Here is a 22,242-nt window from a genome sequence, read left to right as displayed (position 1 = left end):
TTGCTGACCGTGGAGCGCCCTGATACCCGGTCCCGATGGCGCTCCGAGCCCCTTCCCTCGTCCTCCTCGCCGGTCTCCTCGCGACCCCCGCCCTCGTCGGCTGCGGGGACGACGCGTCCACCGATCCCGAGCCCACCCCCGAGACGCCGCACGCCGTCGAGAGCGCCGGCCCTCACCCCGTGGGTCGCCACACCTTCGGCGTCGACGACGCCAGCCGCAGCCGGATCCTCCGCGTCGAGCTCTGGTATCCCGCGGCCGAGAGCAGCCGCGCCCTCGCGGAAGCGGGCCACCCGCTCGAGGATTTCGCGACCACCGGCGGCGAACAGGAACAGCTCGCGGCCCTCATCGCGAAGGCCCCCGATCCCGGCACGACCCGCATCTTCCACGCCGCGAGCGGGGCACTTCCCGCAAGCGGGGACCGCTTCCCGCTCGTCGCCTTCTCCCACTGTTACAACTGCACCCGCTACTCCATCGCCACCGTCGCCGAGCGCCTCGCCAGCCACGGCATCGCCGTCGTCGCCCCGGATCACGCGGGCGGCACCCTCCTCGACGACCTCGCCGGCAACGCCGCCCCCCTCGATGCCGACTTCCTCGCCGTGCGCGCCGCCGACATCCGGTACACGCTCGATCGCCTCCTCGACGCCGCGCCCGCCGAACTCCCCGTCGAACTCCAGGGCCGGTTCGATCCCGACCGCGTCGGCGTCTTCGGTCACAGCTTCGGCGGCATCACCACCGGCGTCGTGCTCGCCCAAGATCCACGGCCTCGCGGCGGCGTCGCCATCGCCGTCCCCATCGACAACCCGCTGCTCCCGGGCGTCAGCATGAGCGACATCCAGAAGCCCCTTTTCTTCATGGTCGCCACCGAAGACAACAGCATCACCGAGATCGGCAACGACTTCATCCGCCAGAATTTCCAGGCGGCCCAGAAGCCCGCGTGGAAGGCCGAGATCAAGGACGCCGGCCACTGGTCCTTCACCGACATCTGCGGCATCGTCGAAAGCTTCGACGCGGGCTGCTCCGCCGATGTCCGCCAGACCGACGGCGAGCCCTTCACCTACCTCGACATCACGCAGGCCCGGGCCATCACCGCGGCCTACACCTCGGCGTTCTTCCTCGCCCTCCTGAACGACGACGAGGGCGCGCGGGCCTACCTCGGGAAAGGCCACCCGGCCGCGATCGTCGAGATGGACGTCCGCGAGTGAGCCGAGCCGAGAGGCGCGGGCGCGCATCGATCTCGGCCCATCGCCCGAAGGACCGCGCCAGCGCCGCTCGGGACGCCTGATCACGCCTCCCCGAGCACGTGCCCCTCGTGCGATGGTAGCGCGATGCACGGAACCCCCGAAGCGGCTCCGCCGACGCCACCGAACGACACCGAAGCGTCCTCGCCGGGAGCCGCCGACCCGCACGCGCCCACGGCAGCGCCCTCGGGGACTCCGGAGTCCCCGGATCCGGAGCGCCGCTGGCTGGAGACCGTCTACCAGCGCGGCGTCCCACAGCTCACGGTGCGCGCGGTCCTCTCCGGCATGGTCATCGGCGCCATCATGTGCCTGTCGAACCTCTATGTCGTCCTCAAGACCGGCTGGAGCCTCGGCGTCACCGTCACCGCCTGCATCCTCGCCTACGCCCTGTTCCGTGCCCTCCGCTCGGTGAACCTCACCCGGGGCGAGTTCTCCATGCTCGAGAACAACGCCATGGGATCGGTGGCCTCGGCGGCCGGCTACATGACCGGCGGCGGCAACATGGCCGCGATTCCCGCCCTGCTCATGCTCACCGGCACCCGCCCCGACTCGGGCTGGATGTTCGCCTGGTTCGCGGTCATCGCCGCCCTCGGCGTCTTCGCCGCCATCCCCATCAAGCGCCAGCTCATCAACATCGAGGCCCTCCCCTTCCCCACCGGCACCGCCACCGCCGAGACCATCCGCTCCATGCACGGCGCCCACGGCAAGTCCGACAAGGCGCGCATGCTCGGCTGGACGGCCCTCGTCGGCGCCATCGTCGCCTTCTTCCGTGACGCCAAGGCCGCCTGGATCCCCTTCAACCTGCCGAAGTCCATCCACCTGCCCTTCGGCTGGCGCGGCCACTCCGCCGCCGACTGGACCATGAGCATCGACGGGAGCCTCATCCTCGTCGGCGCCGGCGCCCTCATGGGCTTCCGCACCGGCTGGTCGCTCTTGCTCGGCGCCATCATCACCTACGGCATGATCGCCCCCGCCCTCCTCGAGCAGGGCGTCATCGCCGTCGCCAGCTACAAGGCCATCGTGCAGTGGACGCTCTGGCCGGGCGCCGCGATCCTCCTCTCCTCGGGCCTGCTCTCCTTTGCCTTCCAGTGGCGCAGCGTGGCCCGCTCCTTCTCCGGCCTGATCGCGCTCGTGCGCCCCAACCGCGGCCCCGTGGTCGAGGATCCCCTCGCCGACATCGAGTGCCCCTCCTGGTGGTTTCCCGCGGGCTTCCTCGCGCTCGGCCCGATCATGGTCTTCCTCATGGCCTACCTCTTCGGCATCCCCTGGTGGGCTGGCATCGTGGCGCTGCCGCTCGCGCTCATCATGGGCGTCGTCGCCGCGCGCGTGACCGGCGAGACCGACGTGACGCCGACCAAGGCCCTCGGCCCGGTGACCCAGCTCGTCTACGGCGGCCTCGTCCCTGGCAACGTGCCCGCCAACATCATGGGCGCCAACGTCACCGGCGGCGTCGGCCTCCACGCCGCCGACCTGCTCACCGACCTCAAGAGCGGCTACCTGCTCGGCGCGAACCCGCGGCAGCAGCTCTTCGCCCAGCTCTTCGGTGTCCTCGCCGGCGCCGCCGTCGTCGTCCCGGCCTTCAACCTGCTCATCCCGAGCGTCGACGCCCTCGGCTCCGCCGAGTTCCCTGCCCCTGCCGTGCAGGTCTGGGCCGGCGTCTCCAAGGCGCTCACCGCCGGCCTCTCCGGTCTCGAGCCCACCGCCAAGATCGGCATCGTCGTCGGCCTCGCCCTCGGCGCCATCCTCACCCTCGCCGAGCGCTACGCCTCGCCCAAGGTCCGCGCCTTCATCCCCACGGCCTCCGGCCTCGGCATCGCCCTCGTCGTGCCAGGTGCCAACGCCATCGCCATGTTCCTCGGCGCCCTCATCGCCGAGCTGGTCCGACGCCGCCGCGCCGACCTCGCCGAAGGCGCGACCGTACCCGTCGCCTCGGGTCTCATCGCCGGCGAGAGCATCATGGGCATCGTCGTCGCCATGCTCGTCGCCTTCGGCGTCCTGTCGAAATAGAGCGCGTCGGTCGACATCCCATGCCGCTCGGATTCCCTGCCATTTCTTGAAACGCAGCGCAGGGCGCACCGCCCTCGGCGGAGCGGCCCCCTGCGCTCACGGCGCCGACAGCGCTCCTGCTTCAGCCATGGCCGCGAGAAATGTTGCACCCAGTCCAGGAGGCCACTGCGCAATCTCGTCTGCCGAGAGGACAGGAGGTCCCGCCATGGTTCCCACGACGTCCAAGAAGTCCCTCGACTGGCCCCCCGACGACGCCACCGGTGCAGGTCGTGTCCCGGCAGCATCCTCGAAATCGAGGTCACCCGGAGGCACCGCTGGCATCCCGGGCGATGACGGCCGCATCGGCGGCGACACCGCTGGCATCCCGGGCGACGATGGCCGCATCGGCGGCGCCACCGCCGGCATCCCGGGCGATGACGGCCGCATCGGTGGCGCTACCGCCGGCATCCCGGGCGACGATGGCCGCAGCGGTGGCGCCGGCATCGGCTTGCCTTCGAAGGGGGTGGCCGCTGCATGAGAGAGCTGTGCTTGTTGCTCCTTCCGCAGCGCCAGGGTTCCGCCGAGGGCTGCCTCGGCGTCGGCCATCGAGGGTGGGCTCCGAGGTCCAGGAGGCGCATCCCCTTCGGCGTTGCGGCCGAACATCACCTTTGCGCCAGGGAGGGGAGGTCTGAAGGGGGTGACCGAGATGGGCACCTGCGGCACGAGCGACGCTGGAACCGTGCCCGTCGACTCCCTCAGGAAGGGCATCGCCACGGCGGCAGCCCCAGGAAGCAGCTCAGCGGTCACCGTCCCCGTCGACGTCTCGCCCAGCAACGGCATGGCCACCGCGGACTCGCGCACCATGGCGTCGACTGCGGCGAGCTTCGTCGCGTCCGCTCCGCGCCCCCTCGCCAAAGGCCTGGACGCCCCACTCGACCCCGAAGATCCGAGCGGCTCGCCGTACGGACGAGGCGGCAGCGCTGGCGGCGCGACTGCCGCGAGACGGCTCTGGGATTCCCCCGACGCCGGCTTCTTGAACGGGAGCGACGCGACCTCCGCGAGCACTCTCGCCGCTTCGGCCGCCGTGAGCATCGCGGTCTCACCGACCTGCGGCTCCACGGCGGGCCCACCCGTCCCCGCGAGGGTTCCGGCCGCCCCCACCGCCTCGCGCGGCCTCGTGCGCTCGACGCTTTCCAGGAGCACGGCCGCGTCCTCTCCGGAGAGGGCCACCGTGCTCCCCAGAGGGTTCTGCGGGTCCACCGGCACCGGGGCGGCGCCTCTCTGCGGCGCGATGGCGTAGGGATCTGCCCAGACGACGGTCTCCCCGGGCATCGCCACCGCCCCCACGACGTGCACCCCAGCAAGCTCCGCGTCTCCCTGGAGCCGCACGTGCCCGCGCCACACGATGGCGCACCGTAACCTGTCGACGTCGATCTGGATCATGTCGGCGCGCAGAGGGATGGGCTCTCCCTGCCGCGGTCCCGAGGCCGCGCGCCGGAAGAGGCGCGCCACCCCCTGGACCTCCGGGAGCTGTGTCCGGAAGCGCGGCCGCCGGAGCAGCATGCCGCCGAGCACGAGCCACTCGTGACCGGTCACGCTCTCGAGCCGCTGATCCTCGGGGACGGCGTGGAAGTAGCGCCAGTCGAACCTGTCCGGAAGCTCGACCACGGGCCCCTCGAAGGCGCGGGGATCGAGCCCTTCCAGGAGCTTGCGGCGCGCCGGCCACACCCTCGAGATGGGATCGAGTCCGTGAATGGGCAGCTTGCCCTGGCGTCCAGGGCCAGCCATGGCGTCGAGGTCGAGCTTCTTGTTGATGCGCGCCACCCCCTCCTGCATCAGCATCATCGCCACGTGGAGGCGCGACTCGGCGTAGTGAGGCGGCACCTCCGCATGCCCGACGAGCCAGACGTCGGCATGCCCCAGGTAGGGCGCGAGGTCCCCCGCCGCGTGCAGCCCACGCCCCGAGGGCGATGGTTGCTCGGATGAGACGATGGGATCGGGCTCGACGAGCGTCATCCGCCCCTCGGAGACGAGCGCGAACGTGGCCTTGACGACCACGGTCAGGGAGAGCTGTCCCCGATGCCGCCAGACCACGGTGTCGGCAGCAGCGGGCCCCTGGACCGAGAGGGAGGACAAGGCGAGGGGCATCTTTCCTAGGTACCAGAGGTCACCGCGGGGACAAGGCGCTCCACCGCGTCGAAGGCCGGGGCTCGTTCCCCGAACCGAACCACGAGAGCCTCCCGTCAGGGTTGTGCCATCAGCACGGTCCTTCTCCACGCGAGTGCTCCAGCTGCACCGCCCTGCTCCAAGTGGATGCGCATCCGGCCCCCCCAACCTCTGCACGGAGGCTTGCTCAGCATCCCCCCTCTCCGCACCGATGTGCCATCAGCACGGTCCTTCTCCACGCGAGTGCTCCAGCTGCACCGCCCTGCTCCAAGTGGATGCGCATCCGGCCTCCCAACCTCTGCACGGAGGCTTGCTCAGCATCCCCCCCCTCCGCACCGATGCGCCATCAGCATCCGCCCTCTCCGCGCTGGTACGCCATCACCGCCCCCCTTTCCGAACGGACGCGTCATCACCGCCCCCCTTCTCCGCGCTCGTATGCCATCAGCCCCCCCCTTCTCCAGACGGACGCGCCATCACCGCCCCCCTCTCCGAACGGACGCGCATCAACGTCCCCCGTCTCCAGACGGACGCGCCGTCACCGCACCCCCTCTCCGCGCTCGTACGCCATCAACATCCCCCGTCTCCAGACGGACGCGCCATCACCGCCCCCCTCTCCGAACGGACGCGCATCAACGTCCCCCCTCTCCACGCCCGTACGCCATCAACGCTCCCCTTCTCCGCGCTCGTACGCCATCAACGTCCCCCCTCTCCGCGCTCGTACGCCATCAACGTCCCCCCTCTCCGCGCTCGTACGCCATCAACGCCCCCCTTCTCTCCGCTGATGGCCGACCCGCTCTCGTCAGGTCTGCGCCCCGAGCTTTCCGCCAGATCAGCGCGACGACCGGCGCGCGTACCACCACTCGGACGAGTGGACGGTGAGGATGGACAGCGTCAACCACTGGGCCCCCGCCAGGTAGCCACCGACGATGTCCGTGGGGAAATGGACGCCGAAGTACATGCGGGAGAGGCCGATGAGCAGCACGAGAAGAGCCGTCGACAGCACGGTCACGGCCGACAGCAACGGCGAAACGGGTCCTTGCACCGTGCGGGCGCGGCGGACGAGCAGGAACGCCACCATGCCGAAGCCCACCAGCGAACCCATGGCATGACCACTCGGGAAGCTGTAGCTGGTGAGATGAAACGGGCTCTCGAAGAGCGCGGGTCGCTCGCGCGCGAAAGCGTGCTTGAGGCTGGTGTTCAAGAGAGCGCAGCCGAGACCGGCGAGGGCGACGCCCCCCACCTCGCTCCAGCGCCGACGGGCGATCAGGATGAGGCCCGTGGTGACGAGCAGGACGGTGATCGCGAGCGGACCGCCCAGCGTGGTGAAGACAACCATCCAGGCGTCGGCCCGAGGACTCTCGTGGTCACGGAGCCAGAGGAGCAGCGCGTCGTCCAGAGCGGCAAACTCGTTCCGGAGCACCTCGCGCGCGAGCCATGCAAAGCCGAGCGTCGTGCTGAAGATGAGCCCGAGGCCGAAGAGCACGGAGACGCTGAGCCGACCCAGGGGGAAGCGCTGGAGAAGGCGACCGAGGATCTGCGGGCGCGGCGGAGAAGGCGTCGAAGACGTGAGCACGGGGGCTTCTCGCAGAACTCGGCGGGCGAAGGATGCGTAGGCGCCGGGGTTCAAAGCTCTGGAATCGGTCGTCGCCACCGAACGACCGTCGCGGGGTCGCTCGTTGCGCAGGTGGAGGTGGACATCGGCCGAGAGCGTACACCTGCCGAGTTCACCGAGCCACCGCAGGGCTGCGAGGTTCAGGTGCCGACGTGGTGGAGAAGTCCTCGGCGGATGGGTGTCGCGATCATGGCCGATGGACTGCTCCGAGCTGGAGCGTGGTGATGTCGATGGTATGAACCACCATGGCGCTGCGGATCGCGCTCCAGGCGAGACCACGCGACGCCGACTGCCTGGGGCGGGAAGGGCCGAAGCATGAGGCGCGGGACGCAAGGCGTGAGGCGTGAGGCACAAGGCATGAGGAGGGCTCACGCGCACGACAGAACGACCTGGCTCAACGCGCCACCACGGAGCGCGAGCGGCGGTGCTGGGAGGCGATTCGCCTGACGCAGCGCCTGCTCGTGACATCGAAGGGGCAGGGTGGATGCACGTGCGCGTCGATGCGTCCTGGAGATAGGGAGCGCTGAACATGATCTTCCGACGGATTGCGTTGGTCGGTAGTCCCTGCAGCGGAAAGTCGACACTCGCCGAGGCGTGGGGAGAGATCACCGGGCTGCCGATCGTGCACCTCGACGCGCTGCTCTGGAATCCAGGAGGCACGCTGGCCAGCGAGGAGGCCTTCGCGCGCACGCACGCCGCCCTCCTTGCCCAGGATCAGTGGCTCATCGAGGGGCTCGGGTATCCAGGGCTCCTCTCGCCACGGCTGGAGAGGGCCGAGCAGATCGTCTTTCTGGACACCCCGCTCGACGTCTGCCTGGAGCGCGCGGAGAAGAAGCGGGAGGCCGAGAAGCTGGGTGATTTCGTCGCCGTCCCTCGTCAGGATGGCGCGGGAAGGTCGAGGCACGCGCAGTTCGTCGAGCACGTCCACGCGTCGGGGCGGCTGCTCTTGCTGAAGCTGCTGGGGGAGGACTTCGCGTTCAAGCCGCAAATCCGGCTCGATGGGCGCCTGCCGGTCGAGGAGCTGTGCGCGAAGCTGAGAGGGCTGGAGCAGTCGGGGGTCCGGGCGCGGCCGATCTGACGCGTCAGGAACCCACGCGCGCCCGCCTGATGCAAACGGCCGGTGACTTCGCCCGCTTCTCGATGCAACGACGTCAGGCCCGAAGCGGCGCGACATGCCAGATTTCCCGGGTGGATCGCGGGGTGGTGGGGCCCCGACGAGCTTTGCTCGGCGGGGCGGCGGGGGCGCGTGCCCCTGCCGTGTGAATGAGACGTGGGAGAGGCGCTCAGCGGGCGGCGGCGAGGGCGCGCGCTTGCACGAGGCCTGGTGCGCGGACTTCGAAGAGGGGGCGGCCACGGTCGCGCAAGGACAGCTCCATGGCGGCCGCGGCGCGCGCTGGCTGGGCGCCGTCGCGGAGGACGCGCTCGAGGTGCTCCGGGGCCATGGGGTGGCCGAGCAGGTAGCGGGTGCCTCGCTTGAAATCGGTTGCGCGGGTGCGCCACCAGCCGGTGAGGGCGGCCGGGTCGGGCCACGGGAGGCTCTCTTCGGGATCGAGGGAGACGTCCTCGTCGTCGGGGTCGTCGCTGGGGCCGGACTGGGCGCCTTCAGGGGGCTTCCGGTCGAGCTTCTCTTCGGTGAGATCCACCCCGGTGATCCGGGTGATGGCGCCGCCAGCGAGGCGGGCGGTCGCTGGATGGGCCGTCCGTTCGAGGAGCCAGGGGATCATGACCGGATCGCCAAGGGCGCCCGCGGCGGAGAGGACCACGCGGATGTCGGGCGAGGTGTTGGCGAGGGAGTAGAGCCAGGTGGTGGCCACGGCAGGATCCATGCGGCGCATGGCGAGGTCGACGGCGCGCTCGGCATGGCGACCGCCCTGGGTGGCGAAGCGCCAGAGGGGCTGCGCAGCGGAGGGCTCCCCGAGGAGCGCCGCCGACCAGACGGCCCAGAAGCGGACGACCTCGCTTTCGGCGGTGAAGGCCTGGAGGATCTCGGGGAGGAGGTTCACGCGCCCCAGCTCGCCGGCGAGGCGAAGGGCGCGGGCGCGCAGGGTGGGCTGATCGGAGAGGAGTGCGTACCCGAGCGGCGGCCCTGGATCGAGCCGGTGGGCCGCGCAGGCGGAGATGCCCAGCCAGTGCAAGGCGGGGGGGCATCGGCCGGCGAGGAGGCCGGGGAGCAGGCGCTGGACGCGGGCGACCGGCGTCCAGCCGAGCGCCGAAGCGAAGCCCCGGGCGAGATCGGGCGCGCCTGCGCCGAGGTCGAGGACGCGGGCGACGCCGCGCAGATCCCAGCGCTCGACGGCGAGGAGGGCGGCCGCGAAGATCTCGCCTCCTTCGGGCTCGTCGAGGAGCGCCGCGCAGGCCTCCCAGCCGAGCTCCCCCGCGAGGCGGAGGCCGTCGAGGTGGGCTTCCAGGCGGTCGTCGAGCTCGGCGAGATCGGTGAGGTCGTAGGCGACGTCGCGGACCGCGGCGTCGCGGAGCAGCCACAGAAACGTCGCCTGGCGCGCGTGCTCTTCGCAGACTTCTTCCTCGATGGATCTCAGCACGGCGCTCCGACCCCCTCCTTCTCGGCCTGGTTCACATCGCAGCTCTGCTCGCGTCGCAGCTCGGTCCACATCGCCGCTCGACGCACGCCGGGACTCAGTTCAAGCCGACGTTGCTCCCCTTCACCTTCACCTTGCCCGAGGCCTTGACGTCGACATCGCCGTCGGACTTCACCTCGATCTTCTTGCCCTGCACCTGGATGGGGCCCTTGCCTTTCACGGTGATGTTCTTGCCCTGCACGGTGATGTCGCCGTTCTTCTTGATCACGATCTGCGCGTCGCCGACCTGGATGGCGAGTTCCTTGCCGACGATGAGCGTCTTCTTCTCGCCCACCTCGTCCTTGGCGTTCTTGCCGATGGTGACCGTCATGTCCTTGGACACGGTGATCGCGTAGTTCTCGTCGACGCTGGTCGATTTGCTCTTCGCGACGGTCTCGGAGCTGGACGCGCCGACGCTCTCGCTCTTGCTGTCGCCGACCGAGATGGACATCGACTGGCCCACCGAGAGTGACATCGACTGGCCGACGGTCGTGTCCTGTCCGTCGCCCACGTTCACCGACTGGCTCCCCGCGATCGCCTCGACATGGTTCTTGGCGACGCCCTCGGTCAGGTTCCCGCCGATGGTGATGCTCGCGTCCTCGCCGACGGACTCGGTATGGGTCCTGGCGACCTCGATGAACTTGTGGCCCCCGATGGACTCGCTCTCGTCGTTGTCGACGCGCTTGTCGCGGTCATGACCGACGAGGAGCGTCTCGTCGTGCACGACCCTCTCGGCCTTGTCGTTCTCGATGAGGATGTTCCAGTCCTTCTGGCCATGCAGGAAGATCTCCTCCTGCCCCTTCTTGTCCTCGAACCGCAGCTCGTTGAAGCCGCCGCCCCCCTTCGAGCTGTTCGACTTGATCGTGCTCTTGGTCTTCTCGGCGGGCAGGGGGTAAGGCGGCACATTGGCGCCGTGGTAGACGCTGCCGACGACGAGGGGCCGATCCGGATCGCCCTCGATGAAATCGACGACGACCTCATGGCCGATGCGGGGGAGAAAGACGGCTCCCCAGGCGCCGCCCGCCCAGGGCTGGGAGACGCGGATCCAGCAGGAACTCTTCTCGTCTTTCTTGCCAGTGCGATCCCAGTGGAACTGCACTTTGATGCGGCCGTGCTCGTCGGTGTAGATCTCCTCGCCCGAAGGGCCGGTGACGATGGCGGTCTGCACACCCCTCACGGTGGGGCGAGGGGTGACACGCGCTGGGCGAAAGGGGATCTCTGCGGGGATGAGGTGAAAGCGGTTGCCGTAGGGAGCCCCTCCGCCTGCCTGCTCGAAGTTGGGCTCGGCGCCGTGGTGGTCGACACGGACGAGGAGGTACTCGGTGTTGACGTCGTCGCGCGCGTGCTCGGCGAGGGTGAAGCGGTGGCCCGGGGCGAAGCGAGGACAGGCGCTCTCGCCGTCGCCACTGCGGCGCGCGACCTGGAACTCCTCGAGGCGGATCTTGGCGTAGGCGCGGCCCGGACCGGGCTCCTCGTACACGCCGGGGTAATCGTAGATCTCCAGATCGTCATCCAGAGAAGCTTGCTCGGCGCCTTCGAGGAGGAGGTTCGGCTTCTTGAAGTTGAAGTCGCGCAGGGTGACCTTGCCGGGTCGGACGCGCTCGGCGATGTGAAGGCGAGAGACGTGCTCGCCTGCGACGAGGGCACCGAGCGGAGGTCGGAAGACGAGGGTGGATTGCCCGGGGATCGGGGGATGCGCGGCGGGGTGGTCCGTGATCATCAGGACGTGCTCGCCGTCGCTGTGCTCGAACCAGGTGGTGATGCCCTCTTCTTCCATGAGGCGGCTCAGGAAGTCCCAGTCCGATTCGCGGTACTGCACGCAGTAGAGGCGTGGGGCGTACGAGCCGCTCAGAGAGAGGCGGTAGCCGCTGCCGAGGCGCGCGCCGTCGAGGACCTTCTGGAGGATGTCGGGGACCGAGAGGTCCTGGAAGATGCGGCTGTCGCGCCGGTGCCGGAGGCGCCAGACCTCGGGGACCAGGACGGCGCGGTAGGAGGTGAGCCGCTTGCCTTCGTCGCCCTGCTCGACGGAGGCGAGCAGGCCATGCACGTGCCGAGGCTCCTCGCCGACGCGGAAGGTGAGCAGGGCCGGTCTGCCCACCAGATCGCTCAGGGCGAGGTCATTGCCCGCGGCGAAGGTGATCTCGAACTCGTAGAGCTGGGAGAGGCCTTCGTGGCCGTCGAAACGCACCACGCGAAGCTCGTCGTCGAGGCCATCAATCTTGAAGGTGTGCATACCGCTCCTTCTCTAAAAGCTCGAAGGCTGGGTGTTCGGGACTCATGGTCACGGCTCGTGGTCGTGGGCGTACGGACGCACGAATGCCGAGCGTATCGTGGGGCCGGTCACCAGCGCGAAGATTTCGGCGCGCTGGGTTACAGCGTCGTGGACGCCGTGCTGGGTCGCAGGAGGACGACGAGCCCGGAGGTGGCGAGGACATGGCATGAGATCGCGCCGGGCTGCGGTTGCGCAGAGGCGCGCGCGCGGCCCATGTTCAACCCGTAGCGCAGCGCCTGCGCCAGCGCGGTGAGACGCAGAGAGACCATGGGAAGGACGTTCATTGCGCCGCGAGACGCCATCGAGCTGCGGCTTTCGCGGCTCTGGGGAGAACGGAGGGGCCTCCAGCGGGTGGACGTGAGGGCGCCCCTGGCCGACCTCGGCGGGGGGCTCGAGGAGGCGTCTCGGCTCCGCGCGGAGGTTCTGGCGCAGTTCGGGGTGGCGCTGTCACCACCAGCGGAGCTGCTGGGCGTGTCGATCGAGGCCCTCGGCATCGCCGTGCGCGCGCGGTCGGAGCGCCCGAGCTGGGTGCCGCTGGTGACGTTCCAGCCCGCAGGCCGGAGACCGCCGCTGTTCTTCGTGCCTGGCGGCGACGGCAATGTCTTCAATTTCCAGGCGCTGGCGCACCACCTCGGGCCGGAGCAGCCGTTTCATGGGCTGCAAGCGCGAGGGATGTACGGGGAGCTGCCGCCTCACGAGTCGGTGGAGGCCATGGCGTCGGACTACCTCGACGAGGTGCTGGCGGCGCGAGCGGAGGGGCCGTACCTGCTCGCTGGGCACTGCTTCGGCGCCATCGTCGCCTTCGAGATGGCGCTGGAGCTGCAACGACGGGGCGAGCAGGTGGCGCTGGTCGCAGCGCTGGACGCGCTGGCGCCAGCGCCCTTCGCGCAGATGGACACGGCCTTCCTGGAGGACGAGGTGAGCTTTTACGAGTTCATCGCGAGCGGCTTCAGGCACTGGTTCGACAAGGGGATCTCTGTCCGGGCGCAGGACTTCGCCGCGCTTCCGCAGGAGCGACACCTCGACCATTTCATGGAGCAGGCGAAGCGGTTCGGCGCCTTCCCTCCGGACACGGGCGGGGTGCGCATGGTCGAGATGCTGCGGCTGTTCCGGCTCTGCACGGGGATGCGTTACGAGCCGAAGGAGATGTACCGCGGCACGTTCGCCTTCTTCCACGCGATGGAGTCGGACTTCTGCAGCAGCCCCACGGGCGGCTGGGAGCAACTGGTCTCGGGGCGGTTCGTGGCGCGCGCGGTGCCCGGGCACCACGTGTCGATGGTGACGGAACCTCATGTCGAGGCCCTCGCGGCGCAGCTCGGGGCGTGCATCGCGGAGGTGACAGGGAGCGCCGCCCTCGCGGGGGCGCAGATCGAGGAGGTATCCTCTGGCGTTTGAGCGGGTCGTGATCGTGGGCAACCCGGCGAGCGGGAAGTCCACGCTGTCGAAGGCGTGGGGGCACCTCACCGGGCTGCCGGTGTTCCACATGGATCTCTACATGTGGAAGCCTGGCTGGGAGATGGTCGGCGAGGCGGAGTTCGCCGAGGTCCACGCGGGCTTGCTGCAGAAGCCACGGTGGATCATCGAGGGCTATAGCCACCACGCGCCGTTCGTCGAGCGGCTGGGGGTCGCCGAGCAGATCGTCTTCGTGGATGCGCCGCTCGCGGTGTGCCTGGAGCGCGCGCGGCAGCGACGTGAACGAGAGGCCGCTTCGCCCGACGGGTTCATCCCGGAGGACTGCCGCTTCGAGACGATCTGGGAGCAGCACCTCGCGTTCATCGAGCAGTTCGACGCGGAGGTGAAGCCGTCGCTCGTGGAGATGCTGCGGGGCGAACTCGCTGCGACGCCGCAGGTGTGGCTGGACGGTCGCGACACGGTGGAGGCGTGGTGTGGACGGCTGGAGGTGGCGCGTCAGGAGGCCACGTTGCAGCGGGCGCGCGGGTCCGGATGCAGTCGACCGCGGGCTGGCTAGCGGGCCGAGTTCGGGGGACGCGCGAGGTCGACGAGCAGCTGGGCGGCGCGCGGGGCGCCGCCTCCCTCTCGGAAGGAAGCCTGGATGCGCTGCGCGGCTTCGCGGAAGGAGGGTTCGGAGAGCACGCGGTGGACGGCGGTCCGGAGGGCTCCGGGATCGAGGTCGTGGAAGTCGAGCCGGATGCCGGCGCCAGCGTCGACGACCTGCTGCGCCACGACGGGCTGATCGGAGCGGAGGGGGACCACGACGAGGGGCAAGCCCAGGGCGAGGGCCTCGCAGGTGGTGTTGTGCCCCGCGTGGCAGACGACCGCGTGCATCTCGGTGAGGAGGCGGAGCTGCGGCACGAAGGGTCGGGTGAGCATGTTGGACGGGACGCGGGGGAGCTGGTCCGAGGGGGCCACGAGGACGAGCTGGAGGTCGTCGCCGTCGAAGGTCTCGGTGACGAGGCGGTAGAAGGGCTCGCTGACGTCGAAGTTGAGCGTGCCGAGGGTGACGAGAACGCGCTTGCCCGGGCGGAGGGCCTCGAAGGGAAACGGAGCGCTCTCGGCGCGGTGGGTGAGCGCGGGGCCGACGAAGTGCACGTGGGTCGGCGCTGGCTGGTTCACGAGGGCCTGGGAGGAGAAGACGATGACGCCGTGGGGGGAGAGGTCGGGCACCGCGACGGGCGAGAGGCCGGCCTCGCGGTCGAGGGCGGCGAGCTGCGTCGGGTACCAGTCGGACAGCTCGGGGAGACCCAGGAAGGGCTGCGTGAGGCCCGCGGGCATGGTGGCGAGGGAGGCCCATGGGAGGCCGCGCTTTCGCGCGACGAGGGCGCCGCCATGGGCCTGCTGGTCCACGACGAGCACGTCGGGCGCGAAGGCCTGGACGGCCTGCTCGACGACGGGGATCGTCTCCCGGGCGAGCGGGAAGAAGATCTCCTCCCAGCAGATACGGATGTCCTCGGCGACAGTCGCGCCGAGCGCCTTGTCCATGGCCACGAGGAGGCAGGTGTCGGCCCGGTCGTCGTCGAGCGGGAAGATGCGCGCGCCCTCCGGGAGCACGGCCGCTGCGGTGCGCGGGTGAGCGACCCATGCGACCGCGTGCCCTTCGGTTTCGAGCGCCGCGGCGACGCTGGCTGCTGGGTTGAGGTGACCGACGAAAGGGGGAACGACGAACAGAAAGCGCGCCATGGGCTCCCTTCGGATCAGCCGAAGGGCGCGCGGAGCACGATGGTGGCGTCGCGCTCCGGCCCGACCGAGACGACATCGATGGGGACGCCGGCTTCTTTCTCGATGAGGTCGATGTAGTCACGCGCCGCTGCGGGCAGGTCGCGCAGGGAGCGCGCGCCCTCGATGGACTCGGTCCAGGGGGTGAGGCGTTTGTACACTGGGCGCGCGGTGGCGAGTTCGTCGATGGGGAAGTCGAGGGTCTGGCCAGCGGGGGTCTCGTAAGCGACGCAGACGGTCAGATCAGAGACGCCGGTGAGCACGTCGAGCTTGGTCAAGGCGATGCCGTCGAGGCCGTTGACGCGGGCGGCGTAGCGGAGGGCGGGGAGGTCCAGCCAGCCGGTGCGGCGCGGGCGGCCCGTGACCGATCCGAACTCGCCACCCATCTTGCGGATGCGCTCTCCGGTGGCATCGTGCAGCTCCGTCGGGAAGGGTCCCTCACCGACGCGGGTGCAGTACGCCTTGGCAAGGCCGACGACGCGCTTGATGCGGGTGGGGCCGATGCCGGCGCCGACGCATGCGCCGCCAGCGACGGCCGAGGACGAGGTGACGAACGGGTAGGTGCCGTGGTCGATGTCGAGCAGGGTGCCCTGCGCGCCTTCGAGGATGATCCGTTCGCCCTTGTGGATGGCGGCGTCGACGAGCGCCGAGGTGTCGGTGATGAGGGGGAGGATGCGGGCCGCGAGGGGCTCGAGGTCGGCGAGCACGGCGCCTTGGGTGGGTGGGACACCCCCAAGGGCGCGGATGGTGGGCGCCCAGGTGTCGAGGGTGCGCTCCACGAGAGAGGCGAGCCGCTTCAGATCGCGCAGGTCGCCGGCACGGACGCCACGGCGCGCCGCCTTGTCTTCGTAGCAAGGGCCGATGCCGCGCTTCGTGGTCCCGATGCGCTGGCCGTCGGAGGCGGCGGACTCGCGAAGGCTGTCGATGAGCGGGTGGAACGGCAGGATAAGATGGGCCCTGTCAGAGACGAAGAGGCGGTCCTGCGTCGAGTGGCCGCGGGCCTCGAGGGCGTCGATCTCGGAGACGAGCACGCCTGGGTCGATGACCATGCCCTGGGCCATCACACAGCGCGCGCGAGGGCGGAGCACACCGCTCGGGATCAGCCGAACGATGATCTTCTCGTCGCCCACGACGAGCGTATGGCCTGCGTTGGGACCTCCCGCGTAGCGCACGACGAGATCGGCGCTCTCGGTATACAGGTCGACGACCTTGCCCTTCCCTTCATCACCCCACTGCGCACCCACGACGACGATGGCGGTCATGCCTGCTCCCGGGCTTCGGCTTTAGCGCAGGAGCACGCAGCGCGCGAGCCTCCTCATGACCTGGGCGCATTTGGCGAGGCGATCCGGAAGGATCAGGCAGCCCGCGCACGGCCCCTCTCCTGAGATGCGCAACCGCTGCCCACTATTGCTCAGTAAGAACGGAGTTCGGTTGGCAAGCCGTTTGCTGAAGGGGGCACGGCACCAGGCGGGCGCGCGCACCGGAGACGCGACGCCTTGTTCTCTATGGAGGATGACATGACGAGTGGGGGCGTTCCGACGTGTGCAGCAAGTGTAGGCGCGAAGTCGGGTCGGACCGACCCGACGCCGCTCCGGGCGCTGCCAGCCGGGGTCCTCGCCGACGTGATCCGTCGTGCACAGACCGGCAACCGGCAAGCCCTGGATGAGCTGACGCGGCTGATCCGGCCGCAGGTGGAGCGGCAGCTCGCGCGCTACCCGGTCTCGGACGAGGACAGGCTCGATCTGGTGCAGTCCACGTTGCTCCAGGTGGTGCGTACGCTCGGGTCGTTCCGGGGAGATTCGAGCTTCACCACGTGGCTCTTTCGCGTGACGGCCAACGAGGCGCTGATGCTGATGCGCTCGCAGCGACGGCAGCGAGCGAGGGTGGTCGAGGGGCTCGACTTCGAAGAACTCGGCGTGCTCCCGACGGTCCGGAGCATCACCAGCGAAGACGACGCCGCGTCGCTCGCCGAGCGAGAAGCGCACGTTCGTGAGGCGCTGGGCGAGCTGCCCGAGGACTACCGGGACGTGGTGATGGCCCACTACCACGAAGATCTGGGCCTGCAGGAGATCGCGCGAAAGCTGGCGGTGAGCGAGAGCGCCGTGCGTTCGCGGCTGCACCGGGCGCGTGTGCGGCTCCGCGCCATCCTGAGCCAGAGCCCTGCGGGCCGCGAGATCGCCGCGGAGCTGGCGGCGTAAGCTGGCGACGCAGGCGAGGATGGACGGCGCGCGCGGTCCCGGCAGCCGGGGCTCGCACGCCTTCAGCGCGCGACGCTGCTCAGGCGGACGGTGACGTCACGCCAGCGACGGAGGACGTCGCGTAGCTCGAAGAGCGTGGGGATCAGGACGTCGGGCTTGGCCTCGGCGAGTCGCTCCCTCGGGGCGTACCCGTTGAGCAACCCCACGGAGCGGGCCCCGGCGCGGCGCGCGCTCTCGATGTCCTGCGGGCCATCACCAACCATCACGAGGCGCGTCGTTTCCATGCCGAGCACCCGCGCGATCCACTGCAGGGGCATCGGAGACGGTTTGCGCTCGCTGACGTCACCCTCGGCGATGATCGCGCGAAAGCGCGAGCGCACGCCGAGCGCCGAAAGGACGGACTCCGTGACCTGCCGCGGCTTGTTCGTGCAGAGGGCGACGGTGAGATCGTCCCAGTCGGCGATCTGCTCGAGCGCTTCCTGCGCGCCTGGCATCCAGCGGGTGAACTCCACGGGGTGGGTGCGGTAGTAGGCGATGAACTCGGACAGGAGCGGCTCGACCTCGTCGGAGGCCTCCGGGAGTCCCGCGGTCCGGGCGCACAGGGCGCGCGCACCATCCCCGATGAATCGCACGATGAGCTGGGCGGGGAGAGGTCGCCTCCCCGTGGCGCTCAGGGCGTGATTTACCGCCGCGACAATGTCTCCGCGGCTGTCAATCAGGGTACCGTCGAGGTCGAAGACCACCGCAGCGGGGACCAACATCGATGCAGATCGTAAGCCCTTCCCCCCCGGGGCGGAAGACGCGCCGTGCCAGGTAAAGCGCGGATTTCAGAGTTGAAATGCTCGCCTCGGAGGGGTCCGGGGATGGCTGCGATCCAGCCTACGAGGTTGCGAAAGCTGGCCCCGAACGCCGTGCTTTACGATACTGGCTGGGCCCCATGAAGCCCGGGGACCTGGTGGCCGACCGCTTCCTCATCGATCGCCTCGCTGGCAGCGGCGGGATGGGGGCCGTGTACCGTGCGGTCGATCGGCATACGGGCGAGGCGGCCGCACTCAAGGTGATGGCCGGGCGCGGCCTGGATCATTCGGAGCGCTTCTTCCGCGAGGCCCAGGTGCTCGCCGAACTCCGGCATCCCGGGATCGTGAAGTACATCGCCCACGGAACGACGATGGCCGGCGAGCCCTACCTGGCGCTGGAGTGGCTGGAGGGGGAAAGCCTCGGGGAGCGGCTCCGGCGGCGGGGGTTGACCGTGGCCGAGAGCGTGACCCTGGGGCTGCGGGTGGCGGAGGCCCTCGCCGAGGCCCACCGCTGCGGGGTGGTGCACCGGGATCTGAAGCCGAGCAACCTCCACCTGGTCGACCGCTCGACCGATCGGGTGAAGGTGCTCGATTTCGGCATCGCCCGGCACGCCGGGATGGACCCGCTGACGATGACCGGGGTGGTGGTGGGGACGCCGTTCTACATGTCCCCCGAACAAGCCCGCGGCGAGAAGGTGATCGACGCCCGGGCGGACGTGTTCGCGCTGGGGTGCGTGCTGTTCCACTGCCTGACGGGGCGACCTCCGTTTGCTGGAGAGGACATGCACGCGGCGCTGCTCAAGGTGGTGCTGGAAGAGGCGCCGCGGTTGAGGGAGGTGCGCCAGGACATCCCGGAGGGGCTCGACGGCCTGGTGGCGCGGATGCTGTCGAAAGACCGCGCCGGCAGGCCCGTCGAAGGAGGGGTGGTGGCCGACGAGCTGAGCGCACTCGGCGACATCGGCAGCACGCCGCCCGCCGTGGTGAGCCGCTCGTCGGTGGCGCTGACCACGGGGGAGCGGCGCATCTTCTGTCTGCTGCTGGCGCGCCTGCCGAACGCGGTGGAGCCCGCGCAGCAGCCGACGATGCCGATGACCTTGCCCTCGACACTGCCCATGGGGATGGCTGCACCCGAGGAGAGCTACGCGGTTTCGGGCGAGGCGCTGGGACGCATCGCGTCACGGTTCCACGGGCGAAGGCAGACGCTGGCCGATGGGTTGACGCTGATCACGGTCGAGGGACCTGGGGTAGCCACGGATCATGCCGCGCGGGCCGCCCGGTGTGCGCTCGAAGTACGCGGCCTGGTGCCGGGCACGCGCATGGCGCTGGTCGCGGGCCGCGGGACGCATGTGGAGCGCGTCCCGATGGGGGCGACGATCGAGCGCGCCGTGCGGCTGCTCGACCGGGCGCACGCGGACAGCATCCGGCTCGACGATGTGATGGCGGGGCTTCTGGACGCGCGCTTCGATGTGGAGGGCGACGCGGGGGGGCTCTTGCTCCAGGCGGAGCGCGATCAGGTGGAGGCCGCGCGGACGCTGCTGGGGCGCCCGACGCCGTTCGTGGGGCGCGACCACGAGATGGGCATCCTGCGGGCGGTGCTGGAGCAGTGCTGCGAGGAGCCGACGGCGCGCGCAGTGCTCGTGAGCGCGCCGGCCGGGGTCGGCAAGAGCCGGCTGCGGTACGAGCTGCTCCGGCAGGTGCGAGAGCGGTCGGAGCCCGTGCAGGTGTGGTTGGGCTACGGCGATCCCATGAGCGCGGGCTCGCCGTACCGGATGCTGGGTCAGATGCTCCGGCGCGAGGCGGGGTTGCAAGGCGGGGAGCCGCCGGAGCTCGCGCAGCAGCGGCTCCGGGCCCGCGTGGCGAGGCACACGCGCGAGGAGGATCTGACGCGGGTGACGGTGTTCCTCGGGGAGATCGCAGGGGTACGCTTCCCCGACGAGGCGAGCGTGGAGCTCAGGTCGGCACGCGGCGACGCAGTGCTGATGGGGGATCAGGTGCGCCGGGCCTGGGAGGACTTCTTGCTCTCCGAGTGCCAGGCGCAGCCGGTGCTGATCGTGCTGGAGGATCTCCAGTGGGGCGACCTGCCCACGGTGAAGCTGCTCGATGCGGCGCTGCGAGGGCTGCGGGACTTCCCGCTGATGGTGCTGGCGCTGGCGCGGCCCGAGGTGGAGACGGTCTTCCCGCGCCTCTGGGCGGAGCGCGGGCTCCAGGAAATCCGACTGCGAGAGATCGGGCGCCGGGGCGCAGAGAAGCTGGTGCGCGATGTGCTCGGGGGCGAGGTGCCGCCCTCGGTGGTGACGCGGCTGGTGGAGCGGGCCGGGGGGAACGCCTTTTACCTGGAAGAGCTGATCCGAGCCGCCGCCGCGGGTCGCACCGAGGTGCTGCCAGAGACGGTGCTGGCGATGGTGCAAGCGCGGCTCGAGGCGCTGGATCCGGAGGCGCGCCGGGTGCTGCGGGCCGCGAGCGTGTTCGGGCAGCTCTTCTGGCGCGGTGGGGTGTCGGTGCTGCTCGGCGGCCCCGATGGATCGGCGCGCCTCGGAGACTGGCTGTCGGTGCTCGTCGACCGGGAGCTGGTGGCGCGGCGCGGCGAAGGCAAGTTCCGGGGGCAAGAGGAGTACAACTTCCGCCACGCGCTGGTGCGAGAGGCGGCGTACGCGACGCTCACGGAGGGCGACCGGACGCTGGGGCACCGGCTGGCCGGGGAGTGGCTGGAGGGCGCCGGCGAGCGCGACGCGGCGCTGCTGGCCGAGCACTACGAGCGCGGGGGCGACACCGAGCGTGCGGTCGTGTGGTTCCGGCGAGCCGCAGAGCAGGCGCTGGAGGCGAACGATTTCCGGGGAGCCATCAGCCGGGCCGAGCGCGGCGCCGCCAGCGCGGAGGAGGAGATGCTGGCAGCGCTGCGGCTGATCCAGGCCGAGGCGCACAAGTGGCTGGGCGAGGCAGCAGAAGCCGAGCGGTGCGCCGAGACGGCGATGCAACATTTCCCCTCGCGCAGCGCCCTCTGGTACGCAGCGGCGGCCGAGGTGGCGTCGATGCGGGTGCGGCTGGGCAGGAGCGACCGGCTGGCCGATCTGGCCGAGGAGCTGCGCGCGATGGGGCCCCCTCCCGAGCCGAGCGGCGCGAACGTGAGCGCGCTGGCGCGGGTGGCGGCATCGCTCCTGCACGCGGGACAGCACGGACCAGCCGAAGATCTGATCGAGCAGATCGCGCAGGTCGCCGCGCCGCTCGCCAGCCGGGACTTCGTGGTGGCGGCGCGCATCTACGCGCTCCGGGCTTCACGCGCGCTCTGCTACGGCGACCCGGCGGAGTCGCTCGACTGCACCGAGCAGAGCATCCCTTGCTTCCTGCACACGGGCGACCTGCGCAACGCCTGCCTCAACCGGGTGAACGCGGCGCACTGTCAGATCCAGCTCGGGATGTATGCGCGCGCCGAGGCGGGCCTGCGGGAGGCGCTCGAGGAGGCCGAGCGGATGAGCCTGCACAACGTCGCGACCTTCGCGAAGCAGAACCTCGGCCTGTGCTGGCTGCACCTGGGGAACCTGGCCTCCGCGAGGACGGTGCTGCTGGAGTCGATCGAGGCGTTCCTGACGCAGGCCAACCGGAGGCAAGAGGGCCGGTCGCGCGCCTACCTGGCGCAGGTGCTCTCGAGGCTGGGCGATCAAGCGGCCGCCGAGGGCGAGGCGGACGCGGCCGTCGCGACACTCGCCTTCGTCCCCACGCTGCGGGCGATGGCGCTCGCGGTCAGGGCGCGGGTGCTGCTGGATCTGGGTCGTTCGACGGAGGCGCTGGCGCTGGCCCGGGAGGCGCTGTCGATGCTCGTCTCGCTCGGTGGCGCGGAAGAGGGCGAGGCGCTCATCCGGCTGACGTACGCGGAGACTCTCCGCGCCACGGGCCATCACGGCGCCGCCAGAGACGCGGTGACGCTCGCGATGGACCGGCTCCTCGAGCGGACGCAGCGCATCACCGATCCGGCACGACGGCAGAGCTTCTGCGAGGACGTGCCGGAGCACGCGAAGACCTACGCGCTGGCGACCCTGTGGTCCCAGGAAATGGACGCATCCAGGCGCTCGATGTGATCGGGATCCACCGGTTGAAGTAAGCTCCTTCCACGGGGGCATCCTCCATGCTGTGGGCTGAAGGGGACTTCCCGACGGCCCGCAGGGTTTCCTCACGAAGAAGCAGGGCACGGCCCAGTTGCCCGCGTGCTCCCGTCGACAGAGCCTGAT

General features: G+C 70.3%; 15 protein-coding genes. 7 read left to right on the top strand and 8 right to left on the bottom strand.

Features of this window, described 5'->3' with window-relative positions:
* The first annotated feature begins 35 nt into the window (after window positions 1–35).
* A complete protein-coding gene (locus CMC5_RS05115) occupies window positions 36–1,202 on the top strand; it encodes an alpha/beta hydrolase family protein (RefSeq protein WP_050429365.1) in 1,167 nt (388 codons plus the stop codon).
* Between the two features lie 123 nt (window positions 1,203–1,325).
* Complete coding sequence (locus tag CMC5_RS05110; RefSeq protein WP_050429364.1) at window positions 1,326–3,245, top strand: OPT family oligopeptide transporter; 1,920 nt, start codon at window positions 1,326–1,328, stop codon at window positions 3,243–3,245.
* Between the two features lie 96 nt (window positions 3,246–3,341).
* Here CMC5_RS05110 and CMC5_RS05105 read toward each other — a convergent pair whose 3' ends face one another.
* Both CMC5_RS05105 and CMC5_RS45655 read right to left on the bottom strand, forming a co-directional pair.
* Window positions 3,342–5,372: a DUF2169 domain-containing protein gene (locus CMC5_RS05105; protein ID WP_050429363.1), complete on the bottom strand. Its 2,031-nt coding sequence runs from the start codon at window positions 5,370–5,372 to the stop codon at window positions 3,342–3,344.
* An 847-nt stretch (window positions 5,373–6,219) separates the two neighbouring features.
* Window positions 6,220–6,963 (bottom strand): phosphatase PAP2 family protein, encoded by a 744-nt coding sequence (locus CMC5_RS45655; protein WP_050429362.1) that lies wholly within the window; start codon window positions 6,961–6,963, stop codon window positions 6,220–6,222.
* Between the two features lie 568 nt (window positions 6,964–7,531).
* Between CMC5_RS45655 and CMC5_RS05095 the strand changes: the two genes are divergently transcribed.
* Window positions 7,532–8,080, top strand: a complete 549-nt coding sequence (locus tag CMC5_RS05095; protein WP_050429361.1) for a P-loop NTPase family protein — start codon at window positions 7,532–7,534, stop codon at window positions 8,078–8,080.
* A 205-nt stretch (window positions 8,081–8,285) separates the two neighbouring features.
* Here CMC5_RS05095 and CMC5_RS05090 read toward each other — a convergent pair whose 3' ends face one another.
* The 3 genes from CMC5_RS05090 to CMC5_RS44000 form a co-directional block, all read right to left on the bottom strand.
* The gene (locus tag CMC5_RS05090) at window positions 8,286–9,542 is read right to left on the bottom strand and encodes a TIGR02270 family protein (RefSeq protein WP_050429360.1); all 1,257 of its coding nucleotides are present in this window, start codon (window positions 9,540–9,542) and stop codon (window positions 8,286–8,288) included.
* Window positions 9,543–9,636: 94 nt separating this feature from the next.
* Entirely contained in the window at window positions 9,637–11,811 is a 2,175-nt protein-coding gene (locus CMC5_RS05085) for a type VI secretion system Vgr family protein (protein WP_050429359.1), read from the bottom strand.
* 137 nt (window positions 11,812–11,948) lie between these two features.
* Window positions 11,949–12,119, bottom strand: a complete 171-nt coding sequence (locus CMC5_RS44000) for a hypothetical protein (RefSeq protein WP_156338221.1) — start codon at window positions 12,117–12,119, stop codon at window positions 11,949–11,951.
* Between CMC5_RS44000 and CMC5_RS05080 the strand changes: the two genes are divergently transcribed.
* On the top strand, window positions 12,118–13,245 hold the full coding sequence (locus CMC5_RS05080) for a thioesterase domain-containing protein (protein ID WP_050429358.1): 1,128 nt from the start codon (window positions 12,118–12,120) through the stop codon (window positions 13,243–13,245). The genes CMC5_RS44000 and CMC5_RS05080 overlap by 2 nt on opposite strands.
* Window positions 13,246–13,252: 7 nt before the next feature.
* Window positions 13,253–13,819 carry a P-loop NTPase family protein gene (locus CMC5_RS05075; protein ID WP_050429357.1) on the top strand — a complete coding sequence of 189 codons (567 nt, stop codon included), beginning with the start codon at window positions 13,253–13,255 and terminating at the stop codon, window positions 13,817–13,819.
* Here the strand turns inward: CMC5_RS05075 and CMC5_RS05070 are convergent.
* Both CMC5_RS05070 and CMC5_RS05065 read right to left on the bottom strand, forming a co-directional pair.
* The gene (locus tag CMC5_RS05070; RefSeq protein WP_050429356.1) at window positions 13,816–14,988 is read right to left on the bottom strand and encodes a glycosyltransferase; all 1,173 of its coding nucleotides are present in this window, start codon (window positions 14,986–14,988) and stop codon (window positions 13,816–13,818) included. The two genes, CMC5_RS05075 and CMC5_RS05070, sit on opposite strands and share 4 nt — an antisense overlap.
* Before the next feature lie 14 nt (window positions 14,989–15,002).
* The gene (locus CMC5_RS05065; RefSeq protein ID WP_050429355.1) at window positions 15,003–16,286 is read right to left on the bottom strand and encodes an adenylosuccinate synthase; all 1,284 of its coding nucleotides are present in this window, start codon (window positions 16,284–16,286) and stop codon (window positions 15,003–15,005) included.
* A gap of 255 nt (window positions 16,287–16,541) precedes the next feature.
* Here CMC5_RS05065 and CMC5_RS05060 point away from each other — a divergent pair, with 255 nt between their 5' ends.
* Window positions 16,542–17,222, top strand: coding sequence for an RNA polymerase sigma factor (locus tag CMC5_RS05060; protein ID WP_245678301.1), 681 nt, complete (start codon window positions 16,542–16,544; stop codon window positions 17,220–17,222).
* 62 nt (window positions 17,223–17,284) lie between these two features.
* Here CMC5_RS05060 and CMC5_RS05055 read toward each other — a convergent pair whose 3' ends face one another.
* The gene (locus CMC5_RS05055; RefSeq protein WP_050429354.1) at window positions 17,285–17,983 is read right to left on the bottom strand and encodes an HAD family hydrolase; all 699 of its coding nucleotides are present in this window, start codon (window positions 17,981–17,983) and stop codon (window positions 17,285–17,287) included.
* Window positions 17,984–18,159: 176 nt separating this feature from the next.
* Between CMC5_RS05055 and CMC5_RS05050 the strand changes: the two genes are divergently transcribed.
* Window positions 18,160–22,092: a protein kinase domain-containing protein gene (locus CMC5_RS05050; RefSeq protein ID WP_050429353.1), complete on the top strand. Its 3,933-nt coding sequence runs from the start codon at window positions 18,160–18,162 to the stop codon at window positions 22,090–22,092.
* Window positions 22,093–22,242 lie beyond the last annotated feature (150 nt).

The organism is Chondromyces crocatus, from assembly GCF_001189295.1.
GTDB lineage: Bacteria > Myxococcota_A > Polyangia > Polyangiales > Polyangiaceae > Chondromyces > Chondromyces crocatus.
Note: the sequence above shows the minus strand (reverse complement) of the source record. Positions and strands in the feature narration are given on the sequence as shown.